At 68.1% G+C, this 24224-nt stretch carries 17 protein-coding genes, 1 tRNA gene and 3 pseudogenes; 9 read left to right on the forward strand and 12 right to left on the reverse strand.

Annotated elements, in window-relative coordinates:
• Nucleotides 1-80 precede the first annotated feature (80 nt).
• From AC1UKG_RS03580 to AC1UKG_RS03610, 7 genes and pseudogenes are all read left to right on the forward strand, one after another.
• Complete coding sequence (locus AC1UKG_RS03580; RefSeq protein WP_018814360.1) at nt 81-2261, forward strand: diguanylate cyclase; 2181 nt, start codon at nt 81-83, stop codon at nt 2259-2261.
• A 9-nt stretch (nt 2262-2270) separates the two neighbouring features.
• Nucleotides 2271-3227, forward strand: coding sequence for a UTP--glucose-1-phosphate uridylyltransferase (locus tag AC1UKG_RS03585; protein WP_018814359.1), 957 nt, complete (start codon nt 2271-2273; stop codon nt 3225-3227).
• Nucleotides 3224-4537, forward strand: coding sequence for a molybdopterin molybdotransferase MoeA (locus tag AC1UKG_RS03590; protein ID WP_018741893.1), 1314 nt, complete (start codon nt 3224-3226; stop codon nt 4535-4537). Before AC1UKG_RS03585 ends, AC1UKG_RS03590 begins: the two co-directional genes overlap by 4 nt.
• 43 nt (nt 4538-4580) lie before the next feature.
• Nucleotides 4581-5228: a GNAT family N-acetyltransferase gene (locus tag AC1UKG_RS03595; protein WP_026271458.1), complete on the forward strand. Its 648-nt coding sequence runs from the start codon at nt 4581-4583 to the stop codon at nt 5226-5228.
• 182 nt (nt 5229-5410) lie between these two features.
• Nucleotides 5411-6229 (forward strand): divisome protein SepX/GlpR, encoded by an 819-nt coding sequence (gene sepX, locus AC1UKG_RS03600; protein WP_018741895.1) that lies wholly within the window; start codon nt 5411-5413, stop codon nt 6227-6229.
• A 166-nt stretch (nt 6230-6395) separates the two neighbouring features.
• A tRNA-Ala gene (locus AC1UKG_RS03605) sits at nt 6396-6469 on the forward strand.
• Between the two features lie 513 nt (nt 6470-6982).
• A pseudogene (locus tag AC1UKG_RS03610) lies at nt 6983-7456 on the forward strand (IS110 family transposase); the annotation flags it as partial.
• Here the strand turns inward: AC1UKG_RS03610 and AC1UKG_RS03615 are convergent.
• The 8 genes and pseudogenes from AC1UKG_RS03615 to AC1UKG_RS03650 all read right to left on the reverse strand — a co-directional run.
• Nucleotides 7443-7733 (reverse strand): annotated as a pseudogene (locus AC1UKG_RS03615) (IS1634 family transposase); the annotation flags it as partial. The pseudogenes AC1UKG_RS03610 and AC1UKG_RS03615 sit on opposite strands and share 14 nt — an antisense overlap.
• Nucleotides 7734-8081: 348 nt before the next feature.
• Nucleotides 8082-8810, reverse strand: a complete 729-nt coding sequence (gene gntA / locus AC1UKG_RS03620; RefSeq protein ID WP_475888780.1) for a guanitoxin biosynthesis heme-dependent pre-guanitoxin N-hydroxylase GntA — start codon at nt 8808-8810, stop codon at nt 8082-8084.
• Complete coding sequence (locus AC1UKG_RS03625) at nt 8807-10600, reverse strand: non-ribosomal peptide synthetase (RefSeq protein WP_482641845.1); 1794 nt, start codon at nt 10598-10600, stop codon at nt 8807-8809. Before AC1UKG_RS03625 ends, gntA begins: the two co-directional genes overlap by 4 nt.
• Nucleotides 10597-11844 (reverse strand): MFS transporter, encoded by a 1248-nt coding sequence (locus AC1UKG_RS03630; RefSeq protein ID WP_026271457.1) that lies wholly within the window; start codon nt 11842-11844, stop codon nt 10597-10599. Before AC1UKG_RS03630 ends, AC1UKG_RS03625 begins: the two co-directional genes overlap by 4 nt.
• Before the next feature lie 2 nt (nt 11845-11846).
• On the reverse strand, nt 11847-12722 hold the full coding sequence (locus AC1UKG_RS03635; RefSeq protein WP_018814356.1) for an alpha/beta fold hydrolase: 876 nt from the start codon (nt 12720-12722) through the stop codon (nt 11847-11849).
• The gene (locus tag AC1UKG_RS03640) at nt 12719-13132 is read right to left on the reverse strand and encodes a RidA family protein (RefSeq protein WP_018814355.1); all 414 of its coding nucleotides are present in this window, start codon (nt 13130-13132) and stop codon (nt 12719-12721) included. The genes AC1UKG_RS03635 and AC1UKG_RS03640 overlap by 4 nt, the downstream gene beginning before the upstream one ends.
• A 13-nt stretch (nt 13133-13145) precedes the next feature.
• On the reverse strand, nt 13146-19322 hold the full coding sequence (locus AC1UKG_RS03645; RefSeq protein WP_482643181.1) for an amino acid adenylation domain-containing protein: 6177 nt from the start codon (nt 19320-19322) through the stop codon (nt 13146-13148).
• 92 nt (nt 19323-19414) lie between these two features.
• Nucleotides 19415-20647, reverse strand: a complete 1233-nt coding sequence (locus AC1UKG_RS03650; RefSeq protein WP_018814354.1) for an ATP-grasp domain-containing protein — start codon at nt 20645-20647, stop codon at nt 19415-19417.
• Nucleotides 20648-20960: 313 nt separating this feature from the next.
• On the opposite strand from AC1UKG_RS03650, the gene AC1UKG_RS03655 reads away from it, so the two are divergent.
• Entirely contained in the window at nt 20961-21104 is a 144-nt protein-coding gene (locus tag AC1UKG_RS03655) for a hypothetical protein (protein ID WP_018741903.1), read from the forward strand.
• Nucleotides 21105-21198: 94 nt separating this feature from the next.
• Nucleotides 21199-22077 (forward strand): M24 family metallopeptidase, encoded by an 879-nt coding sequence (locus AC1UKG_RS03660; protein WP_018814353.1) that lies wholly within the window; start codon nt 21199-21201, stop codon nt 22075-22077.
• Nucleotides 22078-22277: 200 nt separating this feature from the next.
• On the opposite strand, the gene AC1UKG_RS03665 is transcribed toward AC1UKG_RS03660, so the two are convergent.
• The 4 genes and pseudogenes from AC1UKG_RS03665 to AC1UKG_RS03680 all read right to left on the reverse strand — a co-directional run bounded on the left by AC1UKG_RS03665 (nt 22278) and on the right by AC1UKG_RS03680 (nt 24083).
• On the reverse strand, nt 22278-22403 hold the full coding sequence (locus tag AC1UKG_RS03665; protein ID WP_482641935.1) for a hypothetical protein: 126 nt from the start codon (nt 22401-22403) through the stop codon (nt 22278-22280).
• 109 nt (nt 22404-22512) lie between these two features.
• A pseudogene (locus tag AC1UKG_RS03670) lies at nt 22513-22641 on the reverse strand (IS3 family transposase); the annotation flags it as partial.
• Between the two features lie 432 nt (nt 22642-23073).
• Nucleotides 23074-23412 (reverse strand): hypothetical protein, encoded by a 339-nt coding sequence (locus AC1UKG_RS03675; RefSeq protein ID WP_018741906.1) that lies wholly within the window; start codon nt 23410-23412, stop codon nt 23074-23076.
• Nucleotides 23413-23561: 149 nt separating this feature from the next.
• Nucleotides 23562-24083, reverse strand: coding sequence for a DinB family protein (locus AC1UKG_RS03680; protein WP_033662531.1), 522 nt, complete (start codon nt 24081-24083; stop codon nt 23562-23564).
• Between the last annotated feature and the right edge of the window lie 141 nt (nt 24084-24224).

Here is a 24224-nt window from a genome sequence, read left to right on the forward strand (position 1 = left end):
AGCATCGCAAGCATCGGCCGGCGAAGTCCCGGGGGGACCGAGTGACATTACGGGCACGCGTAACCGCAGCCTTCCTCACGGTGGTGGCCGGCCCGGTGTTGGTCGGGGCGTACTTCGTGGGATCCGCCGTGACCAGCATCGATCGAAGTCGCTCCGCCGACCGGCTTGCGGTCGCCGCGACCACCGTCCGCACCGCGGTTGACGCGCTCTGCCAGCAGCTGCGGACCGCCGCGGAGGTGGTGGCCCTCGCCGCCGATCAGGCGATCGCCGCGAGGCAGGTGGTCGATCGGGGTCTCGCCGCCGCCGTACGGAGCACCGACTTTGGGGGGCAGGTGCTCCACACCACCACGCCGCTGCCCGCCGCGCCCTGGCGGGACTGCGCGGACCGTACCCCGACCGACGCTCCGCCCGGCGCGTTGGCCGCCCGGGTGGAGCTGCGCGATGCCACCGGGGCCGCCCGGGGCGCGGTCACCGCCGCGCAGCCGATCGACCCCGCGTTCGTGGCGCGGCTGGCGGTGCTCACCGGGGCGGCGGTCACCCTGCTCGACGGCCCGGACCCGGCCAGCCGGCTCCGGCACACCACCGAGTCCGCGGGAGTCCGTGAGGCGGTACTCGGGGCTGTCGGTGGACTGGAGGATGAGCAGGTGGTGGGCACCGACGACGGTCGGTACCTGCGGCGGGTCGGGCCGTCCGACGGGCAGCCGCTGTCGCTGGTGCTCTCCGTTCCGAGCGACCGGCCCCCCAGCCTGTACGCCGTTCTGGTCGCCGCCGTGCTGTTGGCCGTGTTGCTGGCGGTCGTCGTCGCCGGACGCCTGGCCCGGGCCACGAGCCGGCCCTTGGTCGAACTGGCGGGGGCGGTGGACCGGGTGGCCCGGGGTGACCTGACCGCGCGGGTGCCGGTGCGCGGCCGGGACGAGATCGGGCGGCTGGCCGGAGCGTTCAACCGGATGACCCGGGAGACCGGTACCTACGTCGCCGCCCTGACCAGTAGCCGGGACCAGCTGCGCGGACACCTGGAGGTGTTGGGGGACACCCTGGCCAGCACCCACGACCTGCAGCGCATCCTGCGGGTCATCCTGCACAGCGCGATCGCGGCGACCGGCGCCCGAGCGGGGGCGGTACTCCTCGTTGACCCGGGCGGACTGCTGGTCGCGCAGGCCACCGAGGGGCTCGAAGCGCCGGCCGGTGAGCCGGGGCCGGTCCGGGTGCCGCTGGCCGACCTGGTGGGTGCGGTTACGGTCAGCGGCGAGGCGCGCCGCGGCCGGGTGGAGCCGACCGCAGCGCCGTCGGGGGAGCCCCCCTGCCGGACGTACATCGCGGTGCCCTTCGCAGCCCCGCGGGACGGCGGCGTCCCGCGGGCGGACAGTCCGTCCCCCCGCCCGGGCGGCCCGCCGAATGGTGCGGCTCCGGCGACGTTCGGCGTGCTCGCCCTCTACGACCGGCTCGGTGGGGAGGATTTCGCCGACGATGACCTGGTCACTCTGCATACCTTCGCCGGGCACGCCGCGGTGGCGGTGGACAACGTCCGGGTGCACGAGGAGACCCAGCGGCTGTCACTCACCGATCCGCTCACCGGTCTCTGGAACTACCGCTACCTACGCCAGTCGCTTCGCCGTGAGGTGGAACGGGCCACCCGGTTCGGCCGAATGCTGAGCGTTCTCGCCCTCGATCTGGACCGCTTCAAACACGTCAACGACACTCACGGGCACGCCGCCGGGGATCGGGTGCTGGTCGAGTTCGCCCGACGGATTCGCGGCGAGATCCGTGAGGTCGACCTCGCCTTCCGGGTGGGGGGAGAGGAGTTCGTGGTGCTGCTACCGGAGACCGACGCCGCGGGCGCGGCCATCGTCGCGCGGCGGCTCGGTGCGGCGGTACGGGACACCCCGATCGCCGTCGGCGGGTTGGCTGCCCCGGTCCTGGTGCCGGTGACCGTCTCCATTGGTGTCGCCGTCCACCCCGACCACGGCGGCACCGGACAGGAGGTGCTCAACGCCGCTGATGAAGCCCTGTACGCGGCGAAAGCCAGCGGCCGGGACACCTGCCGGGTCGCCGGGGCGGCGAGGGCGCCCGCGCCCGGGCTACCGGCGCCGGCCGGTTCGGCCGAGGGCGCGCCCCGAGCCGGGGCACGGCGCGAGCCGCCGGCGCAGCCCGGTGCCGGTGGGAACGGGTCGGAGAGCGAGGTGGTGCCGGGGTCTGAGGCGGCCACTCCCCGCGGCGCGACTTCCGGTCCTCACCCGCCACGCCAGAGCCGCGGCCGATAGTCTCGCGGCATGTCGGAGCACTCAGCGAATCCTCCATCGGCTGCCGCCTTGACCGGTGGTCCCCGCGCGGTCAAGGCGGTCATTCCGGCCGCCGGGCTCGCCACCCGCTTCCTGCCCGCCACCAAAGCGGTGCCCAAGGAGCTGCTCCCCGTGGTTGACCGGCCGGTGTTGCAGTACATCGTCGAGGAGGCCACCCAGGCCGGGATCACCGACGTCCTGCTGATCACCGGGCGAGGCAAGACCTCCATGGTCGACCACTTCGACCGCCGTCCCGACCTGGAAGAACGGCTCGCGAAGAAGCCGGAGTTGCTGGCCGCGGTCAAGCGGACCGAGGATCTGGCCGCCATCTACACCTGCCGGCAGCCAGATCAGCTCGGGCTCGGCCACGCCGTCGGCTACGCCGAGTCCCACATCGGGGACCAGCCCTTCGCGGTGCTGCTCGGGGACGAGTTCGTGAAGCCGACCGAGCCGCTGCTGCCGGCCATGTTGGAGCTGCAGGCCCGTACGGGCGGGGTCGTGCTGGCCTTCTTCGAGGTCGAGCCGGACCAGACCACTCGTTACGGCATCGCCTCGGTGGCCCCAACCGAGGCGGAGTTCGCGGACATCGGCGACGTGGTCCGGGTGACCGGCATGGTGGAGAAGCCGGAGCCAGAGGAAGCCCCCAGCAACCTCGCCGTGTTGGGCCGCTACGTCCTTCCCGGCCGCATCTTCGACGCGATCCGCCGGACGGATCCGGGCAGCGGCGGCGAGATCCAACTGACCGATGCGATGGAGCTCCTGCGCACCGAGGGGGTGCCGGTACATGCCATCGTCTACCGGGGCACCCGGTACGACACGGGCATGCCGTTGGGCTATCTCCAGACCGTCGTGCAGATCGCCGCGGAGCGTGACGACCTTGGTGCCGAGTTCCGTGAGTGGCTCGTCGACTTCGTCAACGCGGGCTCCTCGGGTGGTCCACGGACATGACCGCGACGGCCGACGCCGAGGCGGCCGTGAACGAGTTGACGCCGCTCGCCGAATACCTGGGCAGTGTGCTGCGCAGGTTACACGCGCTGCCGCCGCTCGACCTCGACCTCACCCAGGCGTACGGCAACGTCCTCGCTGAGGATGTCGCCGCTACCCACTCCGTCCCGGCTTTCGACCAGGCGGCCGTGGACGGGTACGCGGCGTGCTGGGAGGACATTGCCGCCGGTGGCCGGGGCATCGTGTCCCTGCCGGCCCAGGCCGGCTCGCCCGGCGGGCGGGTCGTGCAGCTCAACGTCGTCGGTGACCTGGGTGCCGCTAGCTGGCGTCCGGTTCGACTCACCCCGGGGACCTGCTTCTCGGTGGCCGCCGGCGCGCCGCTGCCGATCGGTGCGGACGTGGTGGTTCCGGTCGAGTGGACTGACCAGGGCATGGCCTCGGTGGAGATCTACCGAGTGCCGAAGCGGGGGTACAGCGTCCGCAAGGCCGGCGAGGAACTCCCGGCCGGCACGTTGCTCGCCCGGGCCGGTACCTACGTCTCGCCGGCGCTGGTCGCGGTGCTCGCCGCCACCGGAATCGGCCATGTCGTGGTCCGGCCCAGCCCACGCGTGGTGGTCGTGGCCACCGGTGACGAACTCGTCGAGGTGGGGCGGGGCAGCCAACCCGGCCAGGTGGTGGACGTGAACTCGCACGCGTTGACCGCGGCGGCAGCTGAGGCCGGCGCTCTCGCGTACCGGGTGGGCATCTGCGACGACGACCCGGAGGGGTTACGTGGCCTGCTGGAGGACCAGACCCTGCGGGCCGATCTGATCATCACCACCGGTGGTACCGGTACCGGGCCGGGCGACATGGTCCGGCGGATCCTCTCCCGTCGGGAGGGGAATCGGACCGGACCGGTGGCCTTCACCGAGGTGGCGCTCTACCCCGGCACCGCCCTCGGCTTCGGTACGGTCGGCCCGGAGGAGGTACCGGTGGTCTGCCTCCCCGGTGATCCGGGGGCGGCACTGATCGGTTTCGAGGTACTCGCCCGACCGGTGATCAATATGTTGGCCGGGGCGGAGCCGGTCTTTCGCCCCGGTGTACGGGGGCATCTACTGGAGACGATCTCCTCGCCGGCGGGGTTGCGTGAGTTCCGGCCGGCCCACGTCGCGGAACGGCGTGGCGGCGGCTACACCGTCCAGCCGCTGCGGGGTGGGCCGCTGGCGCTGTCCGGGCTGGCCGAGGCGAACGGGTTACTGGTGCTCGGTGAGCGGGTGACCACCGCCGCCGCGGGTTCCACCGTGGACGTGTTGCTGCTGGACCGACGTCGGTGAGGGTGCTTGCCCCGGCCGGTGCCGCGGGCGGAGGATCAGCCAGGTGAGCCTTCTGGGACGCCGAACGCCGGGATGGCCCGCCGTGTTGGCGGACGGTCCGGTGTTGTTACGGCCCTACCGGCGTTCCGACGCCGTGGCCTGGTCTGAGGTGCGCCGCGCCAACGAGGCGTGGCTCGCCCCCTGGGAGGCGTCTCTCCCGGGTGCCTGGGCGAACCTGAACTCACCCGACGCCTTCCGCTGGGCGTATCGGGAGCAGCGCCGCTCGGCCCGGATTGGCGAGAGCATGCCGTTTGTGGTCTGTCTCCGCGAGGGAGGACGGGAACGTCTGGTCGGGCATCTGAATGTCGGCAGCATCGTGCGCCAGGCGTTCTGCTCGGGCTGTGTCGGCTACTGGGTCGATTCCCGGGTGGCGGGGCGAGGCATCATCCCTACCGCGCTTGCCCTGGTGGTGGACCACGCCTTCGGGCCGGGCCGGCTGCACCGGGTCGAGATCAGCATCCGCCCGGAGAACCAGCCGTCGCGTCGGGTGATGGAGAAGCTGGGCTTTCGCGAGGAGGCGTACCACGTGCGCTACATGCACATCGACGGCGCCTGGCGTGACCACATCGGGTACGCCCTGACCAGCGAGGACGTGGCTGCCGAGGGGGGCCTGCTGGCCCGTTGGTACCGGGTGCGGGCCACGACCGGCTGAATGGGTCCAGGACGGGACGATCGGCGCGGCGTGCCCAGCATCCGGTGCGTTCGCCCGTAACCTCAGGTAACTGCAAGCTACGGCATGTGCAGTCCACCCGTAGGATCTTCGGCTCCAGGCCGAAAAGTGAAAGATCGTCCGGCGTTGGCCTGCGCGTGCCTGAAATTCGGTGAACGGGAGGGGTGCGGGTGCCGACCTCGGTGCTCCTCGCCGTCCTCGCCGCCGCCGGCCTGCTCGCCCTGGCGCCGGCCCTGGTCCGCCGGTACGACGCGACCGAGCGGCTGGCGGCGGAGCGGGCGAAGTCGACGGCGCGGGTGCTCCAGCGCCGTCGACGACGCCGCACTGTCCCAGGCCGCCGACCGATAAACCCGCCGCGTTCACTCTCGGTCACATTAAGCGAAAATGGGGGCTCCGGTGCCGGTGGTGCCGAATCGGCACCAGGGTCCCGTCGATCGGACCAGCTGCGCGCGGTTCCAGCGAACCCCGGCCGGCAGCGTCGGCTCGCCCGGCTCCCGGCTGCCGGCCCCCGCCGGTCCCCGCCGCGCCGTCGCCAGCACACCCCCGCCATCTACCGGCGGCGGCGGGTGCTCGCCGCGCTGATCCTGCTCAACGCCGTTGAGCTGGTCGGCGTGCTGGTCGTCGGCCCCGGATTCTGGATCGGCTTCGCGGTCACCGGCACTCTGCTCCTGGTCTACGTCGCCCACCTGCGCTCCCGTGCCCTCGCTGACCAGCGCCGCCGGCGCATCGAAGCTCGCGAGGCAGCCTGGCTGGCCGCCCGTCAAGCCGAGGTGCGGCGTGAGCAGGCACGCCGGGCGGCGTCCCGGCGTGAAGCACAGCGCCGCCTCGCGGCCCAACGGGAGTCGGTGCGCCGTACCGCGATGGGCCTGGACCGGCCGGCGGACCTGCCGGCGGCGGCGAACGGCGGGACCGTCTCCTACCGGCGGGCCGGCGGCCTCCGCGGGCGCCCGTACCAGTCCGGCCGTGGTGCCCACCCGGCCTGACCTCGGAGCGCCCGCCCGGCCGGACCGGGTGTTCCACCCGCTCGGCTCGTGGTACACCCCTTCGCCGCGTCGGGGGTAATTCGCAGGTTGGCCCAGCGACCTGTTAGCCTTAGCGCCGGCCCGCTCGGTGAATGCCGAGTGGGACCCACGCCGGTAGGCCGGCGGAGGGGCTGTGGCGCAGACCGGTAGCGCACCTCGTTCGCATCGAGGGGGTCAGGGGTTCAAATCCCCTCAGCTCCACATATTTGAGGCCCTGACCAGTGGAAACTCTGGTCAGGGCCTCAAAGTTGTATCTATGCGATTGTGCACCACCCCCCGACCCGTTACCTAATGAGTCCCGAACGGCCCGCCGTGGTCCATGGGATGCCTGCCCGTTACCTGGTCCCTTGAGACCCTTAAAAAGATCGGCGGCGTGGGCTCGGTGAGCCGTTCGTCGGTGGTCCGGCCCGTCGGGGACATGCCTGCACACCTCGGGACCGTGTCAGGTCTCGTGCAAGACCGGCGGATCTGGGCGGGGCCGGACTACCTCGTGACCTTTGGGCAGGATGTTGATCGTGGTTGTAGCCCGCCCCGCACGGCGAACACCTCGCATACCGGGAGCCGACGAGCTCTGACTGCGAAGACCGGGACCGTGCGGGTCGCTGGGATCGCGAACGGCTCATCGGAGGGTAGGCCACAGAGCCTCGTCATTAGGGCGCCGCGCGTTTCCGCCAGGGTTGCATGCCCGATGGGCAGGCGAGAAGGGAGTAGGAGTTGGCGGTGTACTGCGGCATCGACTGGTCAGAACGGCACCACGACGTTGCTCTGGTCGACGAGCACGGTCGTTTGGTCGCCAAGGGCCGTATCGGCGATGACTTGGACGGATTCACCACGCTGGTCGAGATGCTGGCCGCCGCCGGCGACAGCACCGCCGAGCCGGTCCCGGTGGCGATCGAGACCCCGCGTGGGTTACTGGTCGCGGCGCTGCGCGCAAGCGGCCGGCGGGTGTACTCGATCAACCCGATGGCGGTGGCCCGCTGCCGCGAACGGCATTCGGTGTCGGGCAAGAAGTCCGACCACGCCGACGCGGTGGTGCTGGCCAACATCCTGCGCACCGACGCCCACGTTCACCGGTCGCTGCCACACGACAGTGAACTGGTTCAGGCAGTCGCGGTGCTGGCCCGAGCCCACCAGGACGCCACCTGGCGGCGAACCCGGGCCTCAAACGAGCGGCGAACCCCAGCGCGTCGTACCCGCGGCCCAACGCGTCCAGCAGATGCCCGGCCCGCGTGGACGTGATCGGCAACGGGGCACCCCCGTTAGCCGGGCTGTCCGGCAGACGCAGGTCCAACTCGCCCTGCCCCGTGGCCATCCGCTGCCGCGCCACCGCCTTGAGCAACTCCAGGTCCGCGTCCGTGTGCGCAGACCCGATGTGCTCGATGTCCCGCGATCCCCGCCGCTGGGAATGCACGATCTGCACCGCCCGCGCCCCGGAAGCCGTCTTCACCGTCCTCAGGTACGCCACGACCGACACGATAGAACCAGCCCGTTTAGTGCGTGCCTCCCGACACAACACCCGAGGTCACAGCCCCACAGACCCCCGAATCAGCAGACCGTGAGCCAAGTCGGGTTACGCACATTGGCCCGCCGGGCCGACACCTCGTCGACACCAGCCTCGTCAACCGTCCATAGCCACCCGCCGGCTGATCGCATCGTCCAACGGGACGGAGGCGGCACGTCGTTCCGAAACCGGCTGGCCGGGCTTACGGGCGTGCACGCCCGTAAGCCCGGCCAGCCGGAACGTCTCCACCTGGCAGGCTTCGACACCTAACGGATCGGGGCTGTGTCCTGAAGGGGCAACCGGGCTGCGATTTCAGGTCGCCTCCGCCCGGAACGGGCAGCGCCAGTCCTCATCCGTCCGCATGCCGGAGTACTGGCGTGCTTCTGAGGCCATGCCGAAGTCGGCCAGGTTTGGGTTGATCGACTGCTGTAGCCGCATTTCCCGGGCCCGGATGCGCTCCTGGAGACCGCCGTAGACACCGTTGTTCACCAGCCGCTTGAACTGGTGGTGCGAGTTGAAGGCGACTGCTAGGAACGGGAAACGCCTGGTGATCCTTGACGACTGCTGGTGCAGGCCCACGATGAAGAAGGGATGGCCGGCAAGGCTGAACCCGAACTTCGGCGAGTTTGGATCGGAATCGGCGCCGTCCGCCCAGGTGTATCCGCGTTTCATGTCAAGGGCGTGCAGCTCGGCGAGCTGCCGCCACAACAAGTCGTGGAAGTCGGGCTCCGACAGCCCACCTGGACCTTCGAAGACGGCCACGAGCGTCGCGAAGTTCTGGCGAGGATTGAGGTCGTGGGAGGCGAAGTCGGCCAGGGCTCCGTGAAGCGCCTCGGTGGTGTCGGCCTCGCCCATCACGCCGACCTCGACATGGCGCAGACTCCCGCGCCGCAGCGACGCTTTGGCTCCGAGACAGGAGAACTCCTCACTTTCGATCCACGTCGCCAGCTGTTGACCTAAAGATTCGGTTGTCACGGAACTCCTCCAGTGGCGGGTTGCAAGGTCGGCTGTCGATGTCTCGTCGGGACTTGCGGCCCTCACGCCCGTGCCATCCGAGTGGCGACCGCCCGTGCCTCCTTCTCGGCCATGAGGTCGGAGGCCCGCAGTCGCCAACCGAGCTCTCGCAACGAGCCGCTCACCCGAAGAGCGGCCAGGGAGTCCCCACCGGAGGCGAGAAAGTCGTCATCGGGGCTGAAGTCAGATATGCGGAGCGTGCTGCGGACCGTTCCGATGAGCACATCGAGGGCGTCAGCGTCGGCGGAGGTGTCGGTCGACGACTGGATCGGCTCGACGGAGGTCCGACGGGCGGTGGCCAGGGCGGCGACGGCCCGTCGGTCGATCTTGCCGGAGTTGGTCACCGGAAGCTGGTCGTACACGTCGACTCGAGCGGGAACCATATGCCGGGGCAGGTGTTCGAGCAGGTGGTCCAGGATCTGGTGGCGTGTCGGCCCGTTCGGGGCCACGGAAGCCGCGGCAACGAGGGTTTGTCCGCCGACGCCGTCATCGGGCGCTATCACTGCCGCGGCTGTGACGCCCGGAACGTCCAGGAGTTTCTGCTCCACCTCGTCAAGTTCGATGCGGTATCCACGCACCTTGACTTGGTTGTCGAGACGACCGAGGAACTCCAGCTCACCCTTCGGTCGGCGTACCACCAGGTCACCGGTGCGGTACATCTTCCCGTTCCTCGCTGCGGCGAACGGGTCGGGCTGGAAACGCTGGGCGGTTCGCACCGGGTCGTCGAGGTATCCGGTGGCAAGTGGGTCACCGCCGATCCAGAGTTCGCCAGAGGCCGTGGGCGCGGTGGGGCGGCCATCGGCGTCGAGCACGTACACGTGACGGTCCCCCACCGCGTCCCCGATCGGCAGGCCGACCGTGGCGGGAATCGGATCATCCGGACGGAGAACGAAAGCGGTGCAGGTCACCACGGTCTCGGTCGGACCGTAGCCGTTCACCAGGGTGCAGTGGGCCAGCGGGCTGGCCCGGTGCGCTCGTGCGTCTTTGGTGCTGGCGCCCTCGCCGCCGATGACGACGGTGTGGACGCCTGCGAACGACAGGTCGGAGTTCTCCGTCGTCTGCATCTGTGCGCAGATCAGGCGCCAATAGGCGGTGGGTAGCTGCAGAGCCGACACACCGAGGTCACGGACGTGGCCGGCAAGCTCCGCCGGACTGAATGCCCTGGCGGGGGAGTCAAGGAAGGCGACCGTGCCGCCCACGGCGAGAGTGGGCCAGATCTCCTCCTGGGCGACGTCGAACCCGAGCCCCGCGAACTGCAGCACCGTGTCGCCGTGTCGCAGCCCGAGGAGGTCCGTCACGGCGGCGGTGTGACTGGCGAGCGCGTCGTGCCCGACAAGCACGCCCTTTGGCGCTCCGGTCGATCCGGAGGTGTAGATGACGTACGCCAGCTGGTCGTTCGATCCTGTTACGTGCCGCGCCGCGTCGTCGGTGAGTGACCGGGCACCCTGGTCATCGACGATGGCCGCAGCGCCGGAGGTGGTCAGCAGTTGGTCCCGGTAGTCGTGAGGAACCGTTGCGTCCAACGGAAGGAAGGCCGCACCGGCCAGCCAGCTGGCAAGCCACACGACGACGACGTCCGGGCTCGATGGCAGCTGGATCGCGACGATGTGGCCAGGTCTCACGCCGAGCGCCGAGAGTTCCCCGCTCACCTCCTGCGCCCGTTCCCACAGTTCGGCGTAGGTGATTTCCGCGTGGGACGTACGGAGCGCCGGCGCACCGCAGATCTGAGGGTCGCTGTCCGTTGCTTTTGCTCGGATCCTCTTGGTCAGCCACGTCATGCGCAGGGCGTCGGCCCGGCGGCGAGTGCTGATGGTCATCGGTTGCTCGCCTCCGTGGAGTGGGAAGAGCTGATGGGGGGTGGGGCTGAATGCTCGACCTGGTGCCGCTGCATGAGGCGGCGGCCGACCATCGTGATGACGAAGCCGACCGCCCCACAGGCGATCGCGAAGGTGTATGCGGCGGAAGCGCCGTGTGAGTCAGCGAGATGACCGCCGGCCGAAGAGCCGGATGCCACGCCGAGCCAGAGGGCCGTCGACTGCCAGGCCATCGCCTCAGTTCGACGGGAGGCCGGCACTCCGTCCGCGACCAGCGTCATTGCGGCGATCATGGCCGGTGCCGAGGCGATGCCAGCGATGAGAAGCACCAGACCGGCCTGAAGGAAGGTGTGCGCCAGGAGCATCGGTATGAGGCCCGCCGTCATGGCCAGCGTCGAGATCTGAACGATCCGCGGCATCGGAACTGGCCAGTCACGGGAGCCGAACGCGATTCCGCCCACCAGTCCGCCGATCGCGTAGACCGCCAGCAGCACGCCGACCATGACATCGCGCTGCAGAGCCGCGGCGAAGGAGATGGTCGCGATGTCGATCGCGCCCCAGATGCCGCCGAAGCACAGGTTGATCCCGGCGAAGACGGCAACGGGCCCGAGGAACAGGGCGCTTCCGACGTCCGGGGCTCCGATCTTGCGAGGAGGCTCGGTCCGTTCGCTGAGCGAGAGCAGGACGCTGCCGCCACAGATCAGAACCACCGAGGTGATGACACCCGCGGCCGGGTCCACTCCCGTGGCGAGGACGGTGGCGACGACGGGGCCGACGATGAAGATGACTTCGTCGATGACCGATTCGAGTGCGAAGGCCGTCACCTTGAGCGTTGAGCCGTCCAGCAGAGCGCTCCATCTTGCCCGCACCATCGACCCGATCGCCGGGGTCGCCGCTCCCATGGTGGCGGCTGTGGCGAACAGGACCCAGATGGGTGCGCCCGGGCGCTGCGTGCTGATCACGAACGTGGTGCCGCTTGCGGCGCATGCCACTGCGCAGGAGAGCAGGACCTTGCGTTGTCCCACCCGGTCGGACAGGCGGGCCAACTGCGGCGCGGCCACGGCGTATCCGATCGCGGCTGCGGCCGTCAGGGCGCCGGCGATGCCGTAATCCTCTCGGGTGGCGGAGACGAAGAGCAGAATGCTAATGCTGGTCATCCCGATCGGGAATCTGGCCAGAATGCCGGGCAGGACGAACCGCCACGCGCCCGGGGCGGACAATGTCGTCCAGTAACGCCCCACCGTCATTTTCAAGACTGCCCTTTTCGGATGAAGTCAACGAGCAGCCCCGCGAGGGCGGCGGGTTGCTCAAAGTGGATGGCGTGGCCGGTGGCGAGTTCGTGCACCTCGACGTCCGGGTGGGTCCGGAGGAATTCCGCCACCCGGGCATTGTCGACCAGCCGGTCCCGTTTGCCGAAGACCGCCCATACCGGTAGTGGCCCGATCTGGCCGTAGTCCTTCTCGGAGCGCTCGGCGATCTCCCCCCAGGAGTCGATCGTGCCGACCGTGACGTGCGAGAGCTTGAGCTGGTCGGCCTCGATGGCGGCGAGCAGCTCCGGGCGGTCGGTGAAATCGGTGGGACGAAGTGGAATGCGGATGAAGGGGTGTTCCGGCGCGACGCTGACGGAGAGCCGCTCGACGGCCTCGATCGCCGCGTCGACCGACCGGTCGAGTACGTCCTCGTACCGCTCGGTGAAGAAAAAGCCGGGGCAGACCATCAACAGGCTGGAGAGCGTGGGCCGGTCGGCGAGCCGCGCCGCGGCGACGGTTGCCACCTGAGCCCCGAAACACCACCCGGCGAGGTGGATCCTGGTATCGGGCCGCGCCGCCTTCAGACTCCGCAACAGCTCCACGATGTCGCTGACGGCCAGGTCACCGTCGGGGATGTGCCCGGGCGTTGCGTTCAGCCCGGAGCCGCGCAGGTCTACTGCCAGGAATCCTATGTCGTCGGTCTCTTCGGCGATCCGGTTTCCCAGCGGCGCCTGCCAGCCGGAGTGGCTCATGCCGCCGTGCAGCATCACCACGAGGTCGGCTGCGGTCTCGGATCCCCACACCCGGAAGTGGATGCGGTAGCCGTCGGGCTGGGGGAAGGTCTGGATGCCCTGGGTCGTGGAGTCGATGATCACTGTTGGCTCCCGATGGTCGAAGTTTCTTCGGCGCAGGCGATGGCCTCGATCTCGACGCGCAGGTCAGGTGTGGCCAGACCGGCGACGGTCAGGACAGTCATGCAGGGCCGCAGGTCGTTCAGCCATGCGCTCAGTCGTTGCCTCCGACGGTGCAGGTCAATCTCGCCGACGAGGTAGATCGTCAGTTTGACCAGGTCCTCCGGACGCATGCCGGCAGCCGCCAGGTTGGCCGCTACGTTCTCCAACGCCAGGCCGAACTGCTCGATCGGATCGTCGGGAAGCTCACCGGCGGGCGTCATCCCGACCTGGCCGGAGAGCACGAGCCACCTGACCGACCCCGTGATCTCCGCCTGATGGGAGTAGGCGGCGAGCGGCGCTGCGATCTGCGGGGGGTTGCGGAAGGTGTTCATGGTGCTCTCCATCTCAGATAGGCGGGCGCTGCCGGGCGCGGAGGCGTTCGGTGCACTTCTTGATCTCGGCGGTGAACGCCTGAACCTGACTCTCGGGTTCCTCGGCGACCTGCGCGAGGACGGCCGAGTAGAGACGGGCCACGTCCTCGATCACGGCCGGTGGAAGTATCCTTCCGTCCGCGTTGAGGGTGATCTCCAGGGTGGAACTGGCGGGATCCCGGCCCACGGTCGCCAGGAACGGCGCATCGGTGTGCTCGAACCACCGGACGTCGGTGAGGTGACCCTGCTCAGTGGAAACCTCCGTGTAGGCGGGAAATTCGGTGTAGTTGAACAGCGCGGCGTAGCGAAGCTCACCGGCCATCGCCGCCGAGGCGGCGCATTCGCGATGGGCGACCGCACGCATTTCGGACGCGAACACCTGCTCGGTGATCTCCAGCCACGTCTGTGTGCCGATCCGTACCCGGTGGGGTTGGAACTGAAGGAACATCCCGACCAGCGCTTCGGCGTCTTCGGTTTCCGGGCGGCCGTGAGTGAACACGCCGCTCACGACGTCCGAGTCGCCGGTGAGCAGTGCCAGCACGCGCAGGTGGGCCGCCAGTAGCACGTGCTTGAGCGGAAGGCCGACGCGGTGAGCCACTTCCCGTAGCTGCGCCTCCCGGGCGTCAGGGATGGCCAGGGTCGTCTCCGCCCAGCGTACGTCGCTACCGTCGGAGCGGTAGCAGGGCAGAGTTGTTCCGGGGTGATCCGCGAGGAGGCCACGCCAGAAGTTCCGAGATTCCCTCGATGCGCGTGCTGCCACCTCCGCCGTGACGTAGTCCCGGAACGCGTCGGACCGCCGCTCGACGCTGGCGGTTTCCGCCGGCGCGTCGCCGTTCAACGCCGCCGCGTACGAGAGCAGCAGATCCCGCACGAGCAGCGACAGGCTCCACCCGTCGATGATGGCGTGGTGGAAGCTGAGGGACAGGATGAACCGCTCGGCAGCGGTCCGGTGGGCAGCGAATCTGATGAGCCCCGGCCGGTCCCAGTCGAACCCGGAACCGCGCTCGCGCTCGAACCATTCGTTAGCTGCCTCGGCGTTTCCGACTGCGTCCAGGACGGTGAGGGAGGGCTCGACTGAGGCGTGGACGAGTTGCATCGGAACGGGTGATGCCTCCAGGTGGAACGCGGTACGCATCGTTTCGCAGGAGTCGATCATACGCCGCAGTTGGGCACGAAGCACCGGCTCGTCGAGCGGCAGTGATACGGAGTACGCGAAGACGTCGTGATAGGCGGACTGGGCCGAGTCCCGGCGGGTCGCCTCGATCATGTGTAGCTGGGTGGCGGTGATCGGGTAACCGTCGACAACGCCTGTCGGCCAGGTGGTGGCACTCGTGTCGGCTGCCACGGCCGCCCAGCCGGGTGACGCGTGTGTTGCCTCGGCGGTGCGTTCTTGCAACCCGATGCGTTGGACCAGGGCCCCTACCGTGCGTGCTTCCATCACATCGCGCATCGCGACCTGGGGGAACAGCTTACGCAACTTGACGAGGATGCGGATCGAGGTGATCGAGTCGACGCCGGCTTCCAGGTAGTTCTCACCTGCCTCGAGTTCCTCCCGGCCGATCGCCTGCGCGATCACGCCGGCGACCACCCGCTCGCTCTCATGGACGTCGCCGCTCGCCGTCGCGTCCGTGTCGTATCCGACCAGGGCTGACAGGAAGTCGTCCAGGAACGTCTCCACGGTGGCGGCCTTGATCCGCGTTAAGTCGTGGGACACGGCGACCTGCATCGACTGCGCGAAATGGTCCCAGTGCACGTGAACGGTCATCGGGAAGTTCGTGAGCTCGAAGTACCGGGCGCTTACGACCGACACTGACCCCCGAGCATCGGCGTAGGTGTGGAAATCGGTGTAGTTGAAGGCCACGTCGAACAGCGGGCCTCCGTGCTGCTGCTCGATGTCGGCCAGTGGGAAGTTCTGGAGCGGGATGAGTTCACGTTCTCGCTCGAAGACCGCGGTCGGCAGCGTCGAGTTGTCAGCGTCGCCGACGTTGACCGGGAACGGCAGGGTGTTCAGGAACAGGCCCACCATGTCGGCGCTGCCGGGAATCTCCGGCCGTCCGTTGGCCACCAGACCGGTCACCACCCGGTTGATGCCGGTGTGACGAGCGACCGACTCGCAGTGCGCGGCCAGGTACAGCGACTTGAGCGGGATGCCGAGAGAGGCCGCCCGCGAGCGAATGCGCCGCTCCAGGGCCGCCGGAACGGTCCGTTCGAGGAGCGAGGTCTCAATCTCACTCGCGGAGACGGACCCAGGTCGACCGGCCAGGAACGTCGCAGCGAAGCCGCCGAGCAGAGACCGCCAGGCGGCTTGGTTCTCCGATCGCTTGCCGCTTGCGCGCTCCAGCGCCACGTACGCCCCATAACTGGGCTCCGCCGAGACCGCCGGGTCCGGCGTCCGGCCGGCCGAGAGTTCGGCGTAGCGACGCCTGATCTCATTGACGACGAGTGCGGCGCTCCAGCCGTCCAGGATCGCATGGTGGAACGAGAGCGCCAGGTTGACCCGGCCCGCCGATCGGACATGGAGGCAGAAGCGGATCGGCGGCTTCGCGAGGTCGAAGGGGTGCTGTTTCTCGTTCTCGACCCAGTTCTCGATGATCTGGTCCTGGGCGCTTTCGGGCAGGTGAGAGATATCCACCAGGTTCATCGACGGCCGGGCACCGGCCACATCCGCTGGCAGCACGACCTGGAGCGGCTCGTTGAAACGTTCGAGATCGAAGTAGGAGCGCAATTGTGCCCGTCTCCGCACGGTCTCCCGGACAGCCCGGCTCAGATGAGCGACGTCGGCACCGCCGACCAGCTCATAGTCGAAGATGTCGTGGTAGATGGGCGAGTCCTCGTCCAGCAGCGAGTGGTAGATCATGCCGGATTGAAGCTTCGTCAGCGGCCAGGCATCGTCCGCCGTCGGCGGTAGCAGGGACTTGTCCTCCTCGGATACCTGCGCGAATGCCTTCACGCCGAGACTCGCGGACGGCGCCACGTCCCGGGTCAGTGATGCGGCCAGTTCCTTGATCGTCGTGCCGCCGAACACGTCTTGCACGCTTACCGCGTAGCCGGCGGTTCGCAGGCGGGACACGACCCGCAGCGCCATGATCGAATCCCCGCCCAGTGTGAAGAAGTTGCTCTCTACACCGAGTGGGCCGCTGAGTCCGAGAACCTCCTGCCAGACCCGGGCCACGTCCCGCTCGGCCTCCGTCGAGGGCGTGACATTGGATCGAGCGGCGGGGAGCACGGCGACCGTGGTCGGATCTGGCAGGGCCCGCCGATCCAGCTTGCCGTTCGGGGTCGTGGGCAGCGCCGGGACCTCGATGATGTATTGGGGGACGAGGAACTCCGGCAGCATCACCCGCAGGCGTCCGCGCAGGTCGTCCGGATCGAACGTGGAGCAGACGACGTACGCGGCCAGCGCCTGTGAGCTCCCTGAGTCGCACACGACGACCGCGGCATCCTGAACCGCTTCGATCTGGCGCAGGACCGCGGCGATCTCGTCCGGCTCTACCCGCAGGCCGTGCAGCTTGACCTGGTTGTCGATACGGCCGAGATACTGGATCTGGCCGTCGGGCAGGAATCGGGCCAGGTCGCCCGTGCGGTAAAGACGTCCACCGGGCGTCGGGCTGTGCGGGTCGATGACGAACACTCGCGCACTGAGTTCGTCCCGACGGTGATATCCGGTCGCCACGGCCACGCCCCCGATGCACAGTTCGCCGGGCACACCGATGGGCTGAAGGCGCAGGTTCTCGTCGAGGACATAGAGCCGAACGTTCGCGATGGGCTGACCGATGGGGACCAGCTTCGCCGGATAGTCGGGCGTGCAGGCCCAGGAGGAGACGTCGATCGCCGCCTCCGTCGGGCCGTAGAGATTGTGCAGCTCGCAGGACGGGAGCGTGGTGAAAAAGACGTCGACGGTCCGGTGTGGCAACGCCTCTCCGCTACAGATGACCCGCTTGAGGGTGCCACATCGTTCGGCGAGTGCTTCCACCTCCAGGAAGACGTTCAGCATGGAGGGGACGAAGTGCACGGTCGAGACCGCGCTGGAGTGGATCAGCTCGGCAAGGTAGTCGGGATCGCGATGCCCACCCGGCTTCGCCACCACGATCGCGGCGCCGAACATCAGCGGCCAGAAGAACTCCCAGACCGAGACATCGAAGCTGTAAGGAGTCTTCTGCAGGACCCGATCGCCGCGGACGCCGTCTTCCCCGTCGCCGTGTAGCGGGTAGGCCGACTGCATCCAGTGGAGGCGGTTACTCAGGGCGCTGTGCCGGTTGATGACACCCTTCGGTTGCCCGGTCGATCCGGACGTGTAGATCATGTATACCGGTGAATCAGGGTCCGACCGGCGGTCGGGATTCGTGTCGCCCTCGTCGCGTAGCGTCGGATCCGGCAGGACCAGCACCTGCGCTGTGGTGCTGCTGAGCGCGCTGCGATGCCGTTCCTGAGTGAGAATAAGCGGCAGATCGGCGTCCCGAATCATGAAGTCGACGCGAGCCTGCGGGTAGTCGGGGTCGATCGGCACGTACGCGTAGCCCGCCTTGACGATGGCGAGCAGCGCGACGACCATCTCCACCGAGCGCTCCATGTACACGCCGACGAAGGGGCCCGCCTTCGCTGCCTCCAGCACCCGGCGGATCCGGTTCGCCACCCGGTTCGCCTCGTGGTTCAGCCTCTCGTAAGTCCACCGCGTGTCTCCGAACTCCACTGCGAGAGCCGCTGGGGACCGGCGGACCTGCTCTTCGATGATGTCGACGACCGTGCCGGCGGGGTACTCGGTCCGCGTGTCGTTCCAGTCGTCGAGGATGAGGCGGCGCTCCTCCTCGCGCAGCATCGACGGCACACTCACGGCGGTGTCGATGCCGTTGGCCGCCAGCGAGGCCAGCAGTTGCGCGTAGTTGCGCACCAGGCGCTCGGCGGTCTCCCGGGTGAACAGGTTGCTGTTGAACTCGACCTCGAACTCGTAGTCCGCCTCGGTCACGCTGATGTAGAGCATCAGGTCGAACTTCGCCGCGGTCCGGCGGACAGAGCGATACACCGACGTCAGGCCCGCCCCGAGGTCGATCACAGGATGGCCGCCGAGCATGGTCAGCATGGTCTGGAAGAGGGGGTTGTGGTTCCGCGGTCGCTCCACCCCGAGCGCCTCAATGAGCTTCGGATAGGGGACGTCGCCGTCGTCCAGCAGTCGATTCGCGGCCGTCTGGGCATCTCCCAACACCGTGCGGAAGGTGTCCTCGGGGTTCACCGGGACGAGCAGCGGGAGGGTGTTGACGTAGCAGCCGACTTGCTCCAGGTCCGCATCGCTCGGCCGGTTGAGCACCGTGGTACCGATGACGAACCCGTCCTGACGTGTGTAGCGCTGGAGCAGGACGGCGTATGCGGCCAGGAAAACGGAGAAGGCCGTGCTGCGGCACGTGCGCGCGGACTCACGCAGCAGCGGTTCGATGACCGCCCGCGGGACGGTAACGGTGGTGCTGTCGCCGCGGAACGTCTGAGTTGGCGGTCGCGGTCGGTCCAGGGGTAGGCCAAGCACTTCCGGGCGGTTCAGCAGCGACTGGCGCCATCGGTCGATCTTCTCTGCCTGGCGATAGGTGTCGTGGAGTTCCCGGCTCGCGGTGACGAACTGACGGAATGTCGCTCCCGAAACTGGTTTCTCCGGAATCCGGCCCGTGGCAACGAGTGACTGATAGTTCTCGGCGATCTCGTTCAGGATCAGCCGAATGCTCCAGTCGTCGATGATGATGTGGTGAGCCGTCAGGGCGAGAATCCACGCCTCGCCGGGTAACGCCACCAGCATGGTGCGCAGTAATGGGGCGGCCCCGAAATCGAACGGAAGTCGGTGATGTCGCGCCACCAGTTCGTCGGCTTGAACGTGGGCCGTGTGGGCCGGCTCGTCCCGCAGATCGGCGAAGGTCAGGCAGTCGGGCGTGGATTCGTGGATTTCGGCACGCGGCCCCGTCGCCGTATCGACGAAGGTCGTGCGGAGAACTTCGTGGCGCTGGACTGTTGCGCCCACGGAACTACGTAAGGCGTCAGGATCGAGCGGTCCCTTAATTTCGAAGGCGACGGATTCGTTGTAGGCCGGCTCATCGGATTTAGCTATTTTATGTAGAAGCCATATGCTTTCCTGGGTGTAGGAGAGCATGCTCGTCTTCGGCCCCATGGCCATACCACTGCTCCAAACTACAAGGGGTACTCAGCCCGGATACGACTGCAGGCGTGAAAGCCCCGGAATTCGTACGACCGAGTTGGAAGGTCGGGTCAGCGAATGTCGGAGGAAACGCGGTACGGGTTCAAGACCTCGTCGTACGGACGCAGGATTTCGCTGAGCGTTTCGACTGCAGGCGCCGCGCCGGCGTCGCCCGTGATCGGGTCGGTGGAGATCACCACATGGCCGGCGGCTTCGCGCGCGAGGTCGAGAGCCGTATCGAGGTCCTCGGCGTGAACGATGACATATCCACAGCGATCGTCGGACCACCTGAGCTCCGATACGGTGGCTCCGGGCTCGACCTGAACGACAACCTTCACGACTCCCCGGGCCGACCTCGCTGTGTCCACACCGGAAACTGAGGTGACGATCCCGGGGGAGGCCGCCAGAAAGTGGATGACAGCCGCGCCGCGGGCGGGTGGTAGGGGATCTGGCAGCGGATCACCCCCGTTCACCAGGCGATACGTGGCTTCTTCCATATCGATGCCGTATACCAGCTTGACCAGCTCGTTGATCTGGTCACCACCACGTCGGGTGTGTGATTCGACGATGCGTGGCCCGTCGGCCGTGAGGATCAGCTCGGTGTGCGAGGGCCCGTCCGTCAGCCCGACCGCATCGAGGAGGCGCACGGTCAGATCGTGAATCTGCCCGAGTTCCGTGTCCGCGATCGACGCCGGAATGGCGTGCCCGATCTCGACGCTGCCGCCGTCGGTCTCCTTGGCGGTCACGGCGATGATCCTGTGCCGTCCGTCCACGGAGAACGCCTCTACGCTACACTCCGGCCCGACGAGGCATTTCTCGACCAGAAAATCGCCGAGATCAACCGTCTGGCACCAGGCCCACACGTCATCAATCTCTTCGAGCGAGCTTATCCGGCGTACGCCGAGACTGCCCGACCCCATGGTGGGTTTGATGACTGCTGGCCCGTGCGAGGCGACAAACTCCCGAAGCTGAGCCCGGGAAGGATTCGAAACGAACGGCACCGGCCCGATGTCGTGCTCGTTGAGCAGTGCCCGCATGGACGACTTGTCGTGCAACAGTCGGGCCGTATGTTCGGTTGTTCCCAGTAGGCCCAGCGCATCGGTCAAGTGGCCCGCAACCAACTGTGCTGCTTCCGTCTGCGTGACAATTCGCACCACAGGTGCGGTCTTGTGCAGGGCTGTTGCCATGGCGACAGCAGTTGGGATGTGCTGGTAGTCGACCAGAACAATCTGCTGGCAGTGTGCAATCAGGGTCGAGTCAAACTGTGATGGCTTCTGCATGTAAACGACATCGACATCTGCCATCTTTGCTTTCGGTACGAGCCTGATGCTATCGCCAATAGCAAGTATTCGGCGTCGAGACATGAGCTTCCCCCCGTCTTTGCTCTCCGACGAGGCTAGTCGACATCTAGTCGTTACACAAGCGCTGATGTGAATGAGGTGTTTCCAGGTTGTGTACCCGGCGGGCTGGTGTCGCTCATTCACGTGGCCGACCAGGCAAAACGGCTGCCTTCTCGATCTGCGCGGAGGAAGTTTGAGTGCGGATCGAGAACGCGTAATTCCCACGAGCAGCAATTGCGCTAAGGAGTGACCCATCCGACATGTCGGGGATGCCGAGATGTGCCGGGACTGGCACCGCGCCGCCGGGGCCTCGGAGAAGACCGCTACCCCGCATCTCGCTCCAGGCGGAGCCGACGTCGGCTCCGCCTGGAGCGAGATGACCGAGATCAACTACCACCCGGCGAGCCTGGAGCGGTTGTGATTCACTAAGCGCGTGCCTGAGCTCATCGCCGCCGAAACCCCGCCGGCACCACGCCCGTCGAACGCCTGGTTACCGGTCTCGATAGCCGGCCGAGGTGACCGCGCTTGCGATTCCGCTCGGCTGCGTCGACTGGCTCACCGAGGCCTACCGAGGGCCTCCGGAGGAGGTCCTCGAAGCGCGCCCGTGCCGCCAATCCGCCGTAACCTTCCTGCGGCACGTCGACGGGCTCGCTCGTGCTGCTGACCGCACACCACCCATCGGAACGGTGACGACCATGACGACAACCCCTACCGAGGCCGAACGGGCCGGGCGGCTCCTGGACGCCGAAGCGAGGGCCGTCGCCCTGTTCGCCGAGGTCGAGCGGCGAGGGGTGATCGCCGCAGGCCGCAGCGACCGGGAGGTCAGCGACCACATTCGCGACCTGGCCAACGAGATGTTCGACGTACGCAGGTTCTGGCACAAGCGCATCGTTCGATCAGGACCGCACACGCTCCAGCCTTACCGGCAGAACCCGCCCGACCGCGTCATCGAGACCGACGACATCGTCTTCTGCGACTTCGGTCCCATCTTCGACGGATGGGAAGCCGACTTCGGCCGCACCTTCATCCTCGGCGACGACCCCGTCAAACGCCGCCTCCTCGAGGATCTCCCTGAGGTGTTCGACGCTGGGCGGCGGCATTTCCATCAGCACCCTGACATCACCGGCGAGCAACTGTTCGCCGAGATCCTGCGCCTAACCGCCGAACGCGGCTGGGAGTACGGCGGACCGCACGCCGGTCACCTCGTCGGCGAGTTCCCCCATGAACGCATCAGCGGCGACGACATCGAGTACTACATTGCCGAGGGCAGCACCGACCCGATGCGACGCCTCGATCGCACCGGGCGCACCTGCCACTGGATCCTTGAAATCCACCTCATCGACCGGCACCGCCAGATCGGCGGCTTCTACGAGCAACTCCTCGACCTGCCGTAGAGTCCGGTTGTTCGGGGTGTGCGGTGATGGATGGTCAGGCGGCTGCTCGACGCGGCGCGGCATGATCGGACGATGCTGAACGGGTGTTCCTCTGGTAGCCACCGGGCCTGGTGAGGTTTCGTCCGTCGAGCCTTCGCTGCCTCTGTCGCTGTGGAAGATCACCCCTTCGATGCTGCCGTCGCGGGTCACGGCGGCCGTGTTCAGCGCGGCGACGACCAGCCCGGCGTCGTGCTGGGCGCCGTGGCGTAGCCGCGGATCCGACGCGAGTACAGGTCGATGACCGTGACCAGGTATCGCCTGCCCTCGTCGGTGTGGATCTCGGTCATGTCGCCGTACCAGGCGACATCCGGCGCCAAACGCGGTGAACATCCGCCTGACCAGGTCCGATGCGGCCGGATGCTTACCTTGGCGGGTCAAGCCCCGTCGGCGGCGCTTGACCCGGGCGGCCAAGCCCAGCTCGGCCATGAGCTGCGCGATCGTGTTGTCGGAGACCTGCCAGCCGGACTCGCGCAGCTCGATGCCGATGCGCGGGCGGCCATAGGTGCCACCCAAGTCGTCGAACACCTTCTGGACCCGCGGACCGCCAACCGGACACGCCGGTCATCGCGGCGCGTTGGTGGCCGATCACGCCACTTGTAGAACCAGGACTCGGGTACCCACGGGCCCGGCAGGTCGCGCTGCATGCGGCACATCATGCTCGGTCCTCTGGGAAGCGATGAAGGCAGTCCTTCGCGATCTGCTCGACCGTCACTCCCGCCTCGCGGTCACGAGCCACACGCACGACGTCATCACGGAACTCTCGGGGGTAAGGCTTGGGCACAGCGACGTCCTTCCAGCCTGCCCGCAGGGCAAGCCATCTCAGATGTCACCTATCGGTGCAGCAGACGCCAACGTTTCGTGCGCAGTGAATGGTGCGAAGGGTGACCGCGGCATAACGAGCCCTATTCAAGGGGTGGTGACCTGGCTGCCGTGCAGGGCCACTGTCGTACCTGATCATCACATCCTCCGCCGCACACGTGGGTGAAGCGTGCGCCGGGCCCTTTGACGCGCTACGGACTGCTGTTGCTTGATCCCTGGCAGGGCGTCATCAGTACCAGGTGAGATGGAGACGGTTGGCCGCCAGGTCCAGGCGTACGCCAGCGATGTGCCCGCCCGCTCGACGGCCTCGCGGGCGGGCTGCGGCCAGGCGTGGGGGACGAAGTCCGCACAGACCCGGGTGTGTGGTAGCTCCGTCGGCTCGCCACTCCGGCCGACCTCGTCGCGCCAGGCGCCGTAGGAGCGGGTGCCGCTGGCCAGGTCGTTGGCGATCCGCTCGGTGGAGACTGTGCTGTTCACCCGGCGTACGGCATCCGCAGCATGCCGCTCATGATGCGACAGCGCTGTCGATGGCTAATCCCTGCTGCCGCGTCGACGGGGCGGCGGACCATCCGGAGGCGGATCGGGCGCGGACAACGGCGCAGCCGAACCCGGCGGCCGGGCTGCGGTCAGAAGGCGCCGGTTGACCCGTCGGTCAGCTCGCGAAGGATGTCGGCGTGGCCGGTGTGCCGAGCCGTCTCTTGGGTCACGTGCACCAGGATCCAGCGGAGCGAGACCTCGCCGAGCTGCGGCTGTGGCACCACATGATCGAGGTCGAATCGGGCTGCCACCGTCCGGGACCGAGCGCACTCTGCCGCGTAGGCCGTCGCAAGCTGCTCGACGGTGTCCTCGTCGGTCAGGGTGAAGCTGGCCAGTGCGCTCTCCGCGGTGGCCTGGACGACCTCACCCCCGCTGGGGTCGAGTAGTGCCGAGAACCAGTTCCGCTCCACGAGGGTGAGGTGCTTGACCAGGCCGGCGACCGTGGTCGCGGACGGCACCAGGCGGCGGGCGGCATCGGTGTCGGAGAGCCCACGCAGCTTGCGCAGCACCGCGCCGCGGTGGAAGTCGAGGAAGGATTCGAGCACCGCGCGTTCAGTGCCCGTGCGTACCTGCACCAGACCGACTGTGGGATCGGCATTCCTCGTAACCATGCCGGGACCCTAACCGATTGCTGGTGCCTTCACGTCCCGAGTTTTCGCGAGCCCCTTCGACCGGGAGGTGGAATGCGGTCAGGGGCGGGTCTCGGGTGCTGGAGTACCCGCCCCTGACCGGTTGGCGGAGCGCGTTGGCCC

The organism is Salinispora sp. CH2A1_6 (assembly GCF_056820975.1).

Excerpts from the sequence above, each read along its gene's own strand:
- AC1UKG_RS03585 (WP_018814359.1), top strand. The coding sequence starts at position 2,271 with ATGTCGGAGCACTCAGCGAATCCTCCATCGGCTGCCGCCTTGACCGGT.
- AC1UKG_RS03590 (WP_018741893.1), top strand. The coding sequence starts at position 3,224 with ATGACCGCGACGGCCGACGCCGAGGCGGCCGTGAACGAGTTGACGCCG.
- AC1UKG_RS03625 (WP_482641845.1), bottom strand. The coding sequence starts at position 10,600 with ATGACCATCAGCACTCGCCGCCGGGCCGACGCCCTGCGCATGACGTGG.
- AC1UKG_RS03630 (WP_026271457.1), bottom strand. The coding sequence starts at position 11,844 with ATGACGGTGGGGCGTTACTGGACGACATTGTCCGCCCCGGGCGCGTGG.
- AC1UKG_RS03640 (WP_018814355.1), bottom strand. The coding sequence starts at position 13,132 with ATGAACACCTTCCGCAACCCCCCGCAGATCGCAGCGCCGCTCGCCGCC.
- AC1UKG_RS03645 (WP_482643181.1), bottom strand. The coding sequence starts at position 19,322 with ATGGCCATGGGGCCGAAGACGAGCATGCTCTCCTACACCCAGGAAAGC.
- AC1UKG_RS03650 (WP_018814354.1), bottom strand. The coding sequence starts at position 20,647 with ATGGCAGATGTCGATGTCGTTTACATGCAGAAGCCATCACAGTTTGAC.
- AC1UKG_RS03655 (WP_018741903.1), top strand. The coding sequence starts at position 20,961 with ATGTGCCGGGACTGGCACCGCGCCGCCGGGGCCTCGGAGAAGACCGCT.
- AC1UKG_RS03665 (WP_482641935.1), bottom strand. The coding sequence starts at position 22,403 with ATGACCGAGATCCACACCGACGAGGGCAGGCGATACCTGGTCACGGTC.
- AC1UKG_RS03680 (WP_033662531.1), bottom strand. The coding sequence starts at position 24,083 with ATGGTTACGAGGAATGCCGATCCCACAGTCGGTCTGGTGCAGGTACGC.